This window comes from Coleofasciculus sp. G2-EDA-02, assembly GCF_040226375.1.
In the GTDB taxonomy this organism is placed as follows: domain Bacteria; phylum Cyanobacteriota; class Cyanobacteriia; order Cyanobacteriales; family Coleofasciculaceae; genus Coleofasciculus.
This window is the reverse complement of sequence record NZ_JAVKEW010000224.1, coordinates 1-6,114: the sequence shown is the minus strand read 5'-3', so window position 1 is coordinate 6,114 and position 6,114 is coordinate 1. Positions and strand designations below refer to the sequence as shown.

The 6,114-nt window shown below is 44.5% G+C and carries 6 protein-coding genes and 1 pseudogene; 4 read left to right on the top strand and 3 right to left on the bottom strand.

Annotation, left to right across the window (positions count from 1 at the left end; genetic code table 11):
* A pseudogene (locus RLO19_RS26215) lies at window positions 1-270 on the bottom strand (RNA-guided endonuclease InsQ/TnpB family protein); the annotation flags it as partial.
* Between the two features lie 54 nt (window positions 271-324).
* On the opposite strand from RLO19_RS26215, the gene tnpA reads away from it, so the two are divergent.
* From tnpA to RLO19_RS26195, 4 genes are all read left to right on the top strand, one after another.
* The gene (gene tnpA, locus RLO19_RS26210) at window positions 325-732 is read left to right on the top strand and encodes an IS200/IS605 family transposase (RefSeq protein ID WP_446360327.1); all 408 of its coding nucleotides are present in this window, start codon (window positions 325-327) and stop codon (window positions 730-732) included.
* Between the two features lie 381 nt (window positions 733-1,113).
* Window positions 1,114-1,815 carry a Mo-dependent nitrogenase C-terminal domain-containing protein gene (locus RLO19_RS26205; protein WP_446360326.1) on the top strand — a complete coding sequence of 234 codons (702 nt, stop codon included), beginning with the start codon at window positions 1,114-1,116 and terminating at the stop codon, window positions 1,813-1,815.
* A 133-nt stretch (window positions 1,816-1,948) separates the two neighbouring features.
* Complete coding sequence (gene obgE, locus RLO19_RS26200) at window positions 1,949-2,974, top strand: GTPase ObgE (protein ID WP_446360325.1); 1,026 nt, start codon at window positions 1,949-1,951, stop codon at window positions 2,972-2,974.
* Between the two features lie 870 nt (window positions 2,975-3,844).
* On the top strand, window positions 3,845-4,597 hold the full coding sequence (locus RLO19_RS26195; protein ID WP_446360324.1) for a PEP-CTERM sorting domain-containing protein: 753 nt from the start codon (window positions 3,845-3,847) through the stop codon (window positions 4,595-4,597).
* A gap of 65 nt (window positions 4,598-4,662) precedes the next feature.
* Here RLO19_RS26195 and RLO19_RS26190 read toward each other — a convergent pair whose 3' ends face one another.
* Both RLO19_RS26190 and RLO19_RS26185 read right to left on the bottom strand, forming a co-directional pair.
* Window positions 4,663-5,217 (bottom strand): phage tail protein, encoded by a 555-nt coding sequence (locus tag RLO19_RS26190; protein WP_446360323.1) that lies wholly within the window; start codon window positions 5,215-5,217, stop codon window positions 4,663-4,665.
* 405 nt (window positions 5,218-5,622) lie between these two features.
* The coding region (locus RLO19_RS26185) for an RNA-guided endonuclease InsQ/TnpB family protein (protein ID WP_446360322.1) at window positions 5,623-6,114 on the bottom strand (492 nt) is incomplete at its 5' end.

The window sequence follows — 6,114 nt, the reverse complement described above, 5'->3', positions numbered from 1 at the left end:
CCACCGATTAAATGCGTAATCAACACGCTTTAACGTAGCCTGCAAGGTCATACAATTACACTCTTTGTACTCTACCCAAACTTCCTTGAAGGCAGGTAAAGAGTTTTGTTGCTCGAAGTAGTCAACCCGATGGTTAAACTTTTGGTACTGAGTGAACCGATTACAAACAGCAGCGTTGTACAAATCCTGGTGCAACTTACGGTGATACCGCAATGTCTGCTCTTGCTTTCTATTGGGGTATAGCCGAAAAGTTACACGTCTTGTTGGCATTGCTGTTTCCTCCTGTTAAGATTAATCTAGCACATTCAGGTGGGGTTATGTCAAGTGAAAGCTAGGAAAGGTTCTCACTCTGTATTTTCTGTTCAACTGCATGTCGTGTTCGTGACTAAATACAGGCGCAAGATTATTACATCAGGAATGTTAGAGCGATTACATGAGGTAATCGCCAATGTCTGTATTAAAACAAAGTGTCGGCTAGTCGAATTTTCAGGAGAAGCCGATCATGTACATCTATTGGTAGACTTTCATCCAGACAACAATCTATCATCTCTGATTGGTAGCATGAAGTCTGCCTCTAGTCGAATCATCAGAAAAGACTTTGCTGTGGAACTATCAAAAACTTATACTAAGTCGGCATTTTGGTCAGGCTCTTATTATGTTGCTTCCACTGGTGGCGCTCCCATTGAGAGAGTTAAGGCTTATATCAAATCCCAGGAAACACCTCAAGATTAACCCTGAGCGAAGTCGAAGGGTTGATTGCCTCCGTTCCTCCGGCAATCCGCTATCCCTCCCTACCCTACTTCGTTGAGGGTAGGGACTCCCGCGATACGTTGAAAGTTGGTAGGAGTCAATTATCGGTAAAGCTAGGTATTATGGCTACAGCGGCAACCCCTTGAGCTCAATAATTACCAATCGTCTCAGCCTGATTGTGCCGATAGTGACCAGAACTTCTCTTCCGCAGTAGTTAAGATTAAGAGTGGAAACAGTTCCAACCCTGGTAGGGTAATGCCGTTGTTGCTATACCTTAGTCGTTTAGTCTCCCAGCTTACAACTCGTTAGGACTCTGCCAAGGTTCGCTCTTACATCATGTTCGTCGAGTTTATTTAGATAATTATGACGGCTGTCACTCAATCTCCCTACACCGAAGACCAAATTTCGGCTTGGCTGCGCGGGTTGTGTACCGTGGCTTGGGCTGATGGTCACTTTGATCCCGAAGAAAAAGAGATCGTTTCTCAACTGACTCATGAACTCCTGGAGGTGGATAAAGACCCACAGTCGGTTGAACAAACCATTTCTGCTGAAGAACTGGCTGCGGTGTTAGGTCATGACTTGCATACCGCCGAGAATTTTATCAGAACGGCTGTCATGGTAGCGATGGCAGATGGTATCTACTCAGCTACGGAAGACAATGTTCTGCAAGAGTTCTGCGAAGCGCTAGGACTGCAAATCGAGGCATTGAATGCCCTACGGCATACCCTTTACGATGGTGAGGGTATGAATACCACGGATGTTGCCCACCAAGATGCCCAGCAACCGGGAACATCTCCCCATCCCCATTCGGATATTCTCCACCCTTTACGCAAATGGCTGGATGGGATGGAAGTTCATGACCCACGAGTTGCCCGATTCGTGTGTAATATTATTCCCTCTCAATGTCCGTTTGAACGGGATGTCAACCTATTTGGTCGCAAAGTCGCCCACATTCCAGCAATGTGTAAGCTCAATCCCCTCTATGATCAGTTAGTCGGCTTGCGCTTCCGGGCATTATCCTATCTGGCAGATGAACGGGGCGAAGATGTCTCTAAATATTTTTAATGTAGAGATGTGTCATTATTCGTCTGTAGGGGCTCTTTTCACTACTATCATTTCTTCCCTCACCCAGATGTAACTCGCGCCCGCCCCGACTAGATTAAACGTTTGACAAATGACCAATGACTAATGACAAATAATGCAATTTATTGATCAAGCGGAAATTGAAGTAGAAGCTGGAAAGGGCGGCGATGGTATTGTCGCCTTCCGGCGGGAGAAATATGTGCCGGCGGGGGGACCTGCGGGTGGGAATGGCGGACGAGGGGGAGATGTGATTTTGGTGGCGGCTGAACACCTGCAAACCTTGCTGGATTTCAAATATGCCCATCGCTTCCAAGCCGACAATGGTGGACGTGGGGGACCGAATAATCGGACGGGTGCTAATGGGCGCGATCGCACGATTCACGTTCCCTGCGGTACAGTTATCTATGATGCGGATACTGAGGAAGTTCTAGGGGATTTAGTCCAACCTGGACAAACCTTTTGCGTTGCCAAGGGGGGTAAGGGAGGATTAGGGAACAAGCATTTTTTGAGCAATCGCAATCGCGCTCCTGATTATGCCTTACCCGGACTCCCTGGAGAGTATCGCCGCTTACGTTTGGAGTTGAAATTACTGGCAGAAGTGGGAATTATTGGTTTACCCAATGCAGGTAAGTCTACCCTCATTGCCGCCCTTTCTGCTGCACGCCCCAAGATTGCCGATTATCCGTTTACCACGTTAGTGCCGAATTTGGGTGTGGTTCGGAAACCTACGGGTGATGGAACAGTGTTTGCCGATATTCCCGGATTAATAGAAGGGGCGCATCTGGGAACGGGGTTAGGGCATGACTTTCTCCGCCATATCGAACGCACGCGCTTATTACTGCACCTGATTGACGCTACGGCTGATGATCCGATAGGCGATTATCAAACCATTCAAGCCGAGTTACAGGCTTATGGACGGGGATTGTCAGAACGCCCCCAAATTTTGGCACTCAATAAGATAGATGCTATTGATTCAGAGGCGGTAGAACTTCTGGCGACTGAACTCAATCACTTAACTCATGTACCCGTCTTCCAAATTTCCGCCGTGACTCAGACGGGGTTAGAGTCTATGCTGCAAAAGGTTTGGCAGTCTTTGGAACAGCTAAAAGATACATCGGTGGAAACTGTGACCCAGTTTTGAGACTCACCGATTTTCTTTTCCTCTATGGCAACAGCGATAATTCCTTTTTAACGTTTGTTGTTAAAACAACATCATATTTTACTTTATATAAATAAATTTGTCAAATAAGTAATTATAATTATTCTGAAAACGAAAATTTTAGCCCAAAATTCCGGAACGGGGTGACGAAAGGATGAAGGTAAAATTATACCCTTATCCAAGGTGCTAATACCAAGTTGCGTTCTATCATGTCATTGGAGAGCGAAGCGAAGAATCTGGGCAGATGCTTCGCGTCACTCCGTTTCACGGAGCCTGCCCTCGAAGGTCGTGAAGGGTTTTGCTCAGCATGACAGATTCTACCTTAGACTGCAACTTGGTATAACATTCTGTTTCTCTTGAGCAACGTCTACACCGTGTTTAATTCCATGAGATAAATATACCTTCAAGAAAAGCAGACCCTAATATTGATAGCTTTTCTGACAAAAGTGGTAATACTTCCGGTTTCAGCGCAGAGCCAGAGTCCGAGAAGTCTTACTCAAACAGGGTTTTTGGAAAAATTAGATTGATGGAAAACGTAGACAATTAATGGCTGCGGTAGAATAATCTATCTAATTTTTCATCCAATTTTAAATCCGCAGCAAAGTTTATCAAAGCTTTATTGAAGTCCTATTTATTGTATTTCTTCTGTAAATAATCGCGATAAAACTTGTTTTTTAACTGGGCAAGATGCGATTATAAACCTTAAGGGAACTCAGGGATTAAAGGTAGAAAATCTCTCAAAAAAGAAAACCAATTAGATAGAGCTTGCTGCACATTCAATTCTTCTTGATTTCCATCAGGGCTAGGCATCTCCACAAATCAGTTTTAAATTTTTGGGATATGCATTTCATCATGGCTCATTCAAAGGTCATTGGCAAATTATCACTAACGACAGCTCTGGCTGCATTAATAGCGGTATTAAGCAGCACTGCTGCCCAAGCGCTTGTTATTGATTTTGAAGATAATTCGATTGAACCGAATCATAATGAAGATGTCTCAAAACCAATAACATCACAGGATTTCTTATTCAAGCCGACGCTCCCACCTGAACAAACGCAGTATGCCTTAGCGAATAATGTATTTGAGGCACACAATGACAGTACCTATTTTATAATCCGGAATTTAGTAGACGACAAAACATTGGAGTCGTTTATCAATCCTGTCATCCTGTCTAAAGGTGATGCAACTCCATTTTCATTAGTCAGCTTCGACTTAGCCGAATGGGGAGAACCCCAGGATCAAGCCCAAACGGTTGAGGTTGTCGGCTTTTTAGCCGGAGGCGGTTCAATTACAAAAATAATTTCCTTTGATGGTATTACGGATGGACGTGGACCTCTAAAAGATTTTCAAACGGTAATGTTTAATCAACAGTGGGGTAACTTGAGTCGGGTTGAGTTTAAAGGGCTAGAGGCACCTGTTTCTGAGGAGTTGAGTGAACAACCTGGTTTTCAGGTTAATAGCTTTGCGATTGACAACATTGAAGTTGGAGAAGCGTTTGAAGAACCTCAAACAGAAGTTCCTGAACCAAGTTCTATTTTAGGTATCTTTGTCCTGGGGGCGGTGGGTTGTGGTTCTAGCTTGACCAAGAAAATAACTCAGCGTTAACCCACTCAAAGAGCATGGGCGCACGTCGCGTGCGCCCCTACGGTTAGGATACCATGAGGTGTAATCTAGATGCGTGGATCGATTCCTTGGTAGGCGATGATAAAGTTAATCACTAAGTAAGGTTGAAGATTATTGTGGGCGTTGTTCTGGCTACTCCCGATACTAGAAATACAGTCCATTTCCACAAAATTAGTACTTCCCGTTGCATAGATGCTACTTCTGGGTTTCGACAAAAGAGCAGATTCACTCGGACTCGTTTCGTTAGAGTCAGCATTCGTCGCTTTTAATTTCAGTTGAATTTCTGGTAGGTTCGCTGCGGTTAACTCAACCGCTTCTGAACCTCCTTTTGCGCCCAAGGTATAGGTACTTACACCAGAAGCAGGAGAGCTATTCCCTGGCATTGGGTTAATCCCAAGAGGAACACGACCTCTTAAATCAGGAACGCGAAAAACGCCTTGTGTTGGATCACCAGGCTGATTGTACTTTCCTGCCAAAATTGTCGCTAGAACATCGTTTACGCCACTTGTTACGTTGCGTAGTTGACCGTCGCAAAGATACCAACCATCGGGAACTATATCAAAAGCAACCATGGCAATTTGACCGATAAAAGGTTCTGTCATAATCAACTCCTCAAGTTTTCCATAAGGTAACGTTTCGCTAAAACTTCTCTCGGCTCCCTTTAGCCCTAAAAAAAGGCAGGAAATGATGTAATCATTCTTGGGTGTCAGGACTCCATTCGTTTTGTTTAGAGCTTAATGTCATAGTAATTTAGCTAAACTTTACCAAGCCGTCAAGAAACTTCTGTTACAAAGCTTAAGGTTAAGCGCTATCAACGTGGCGCGGATATTTTTATTTTTACAAAAAATAATACTCAAGCTAAAGTGAAGTGGTAAAACTCCTGAATAACACTGAGTTCTGCCATGCCTAATCTGTGTACAGTGGAGGAAAACAACAAGGAGTAAGTCCTCAACGGTTTAGGACGAATGGCACAAGCGTACAGAGGGTGGTTCAACGGAAAAGCCGGTTTAAATCCTGCTGTTATTTTGGACAGAGAATTTGACACTCCCACGGCGATAGAGCGCGTGGGATTCTGTATTCAACGTCAGAACTTGCTCTACTAGGCTTGCGCCAAGTAGCGTAGAGGTTCCAACTCCTACAGCGTTACTTTGGGGATGCCCTCCCCTAGATTTTGCCTTGAGCAAAATGTTTATAGCCGCATTCCAATCTCTTTGCAAAATTAATCCACACGAACAGACGTGGGTTCTAGTGCTGAGGGATTTTTTCACAATCACTTTGCACTGGCTGCATTCAACAGATGTGTACTGAGGTGGAACAGCAATAGCTAATCTTCCAAACTTGGCGGCGAAATGCTCTAACCACTGTCTGAACTGATACCAGCTAGCATCAGCAATTGACTTAGCCAGACAGTGATTTTTGAGCATATTGGCAACCCTCAAGTCTTCATAGGCTACTAAGTCGTTAGACTTGCAAACGTGACGCGCCAGTCTTTTGGCGTG

What these genes read in the sequence shown, in the direction of transcription:
- RLO19_RS26205 (WP_446360326.1), top strand. Translation starts at nt 1,114, where the DNA reads ATGACGGCTGTCACTCAATCTCCCTACACCGAAGACCAAATTTCGGCT.
- RLO19_RS26195 (WP_446360324.1), top strand. Translation starts at nt 3,845, where the DNA reads ATGGCTCATTCAAAGGTCATTGGCAAATTATCACTAACGACAGCTCTG.
- RLO19_RS26190 (WP_446360323.1), bottom strand. Translation starts at nt 5,217, where the DNA reads ATGACAGAACCTTTTATCGGTCAAATTGCCATGGTTGCTTTTGATATA.
- obgE (WP_446360325.1), top strand. Translation starts at nt 1,949, where the DNA reads ATGCAATTTATTGATCAAGCGGAAATTGAAGTAGAAGCTGGAAAGGGC.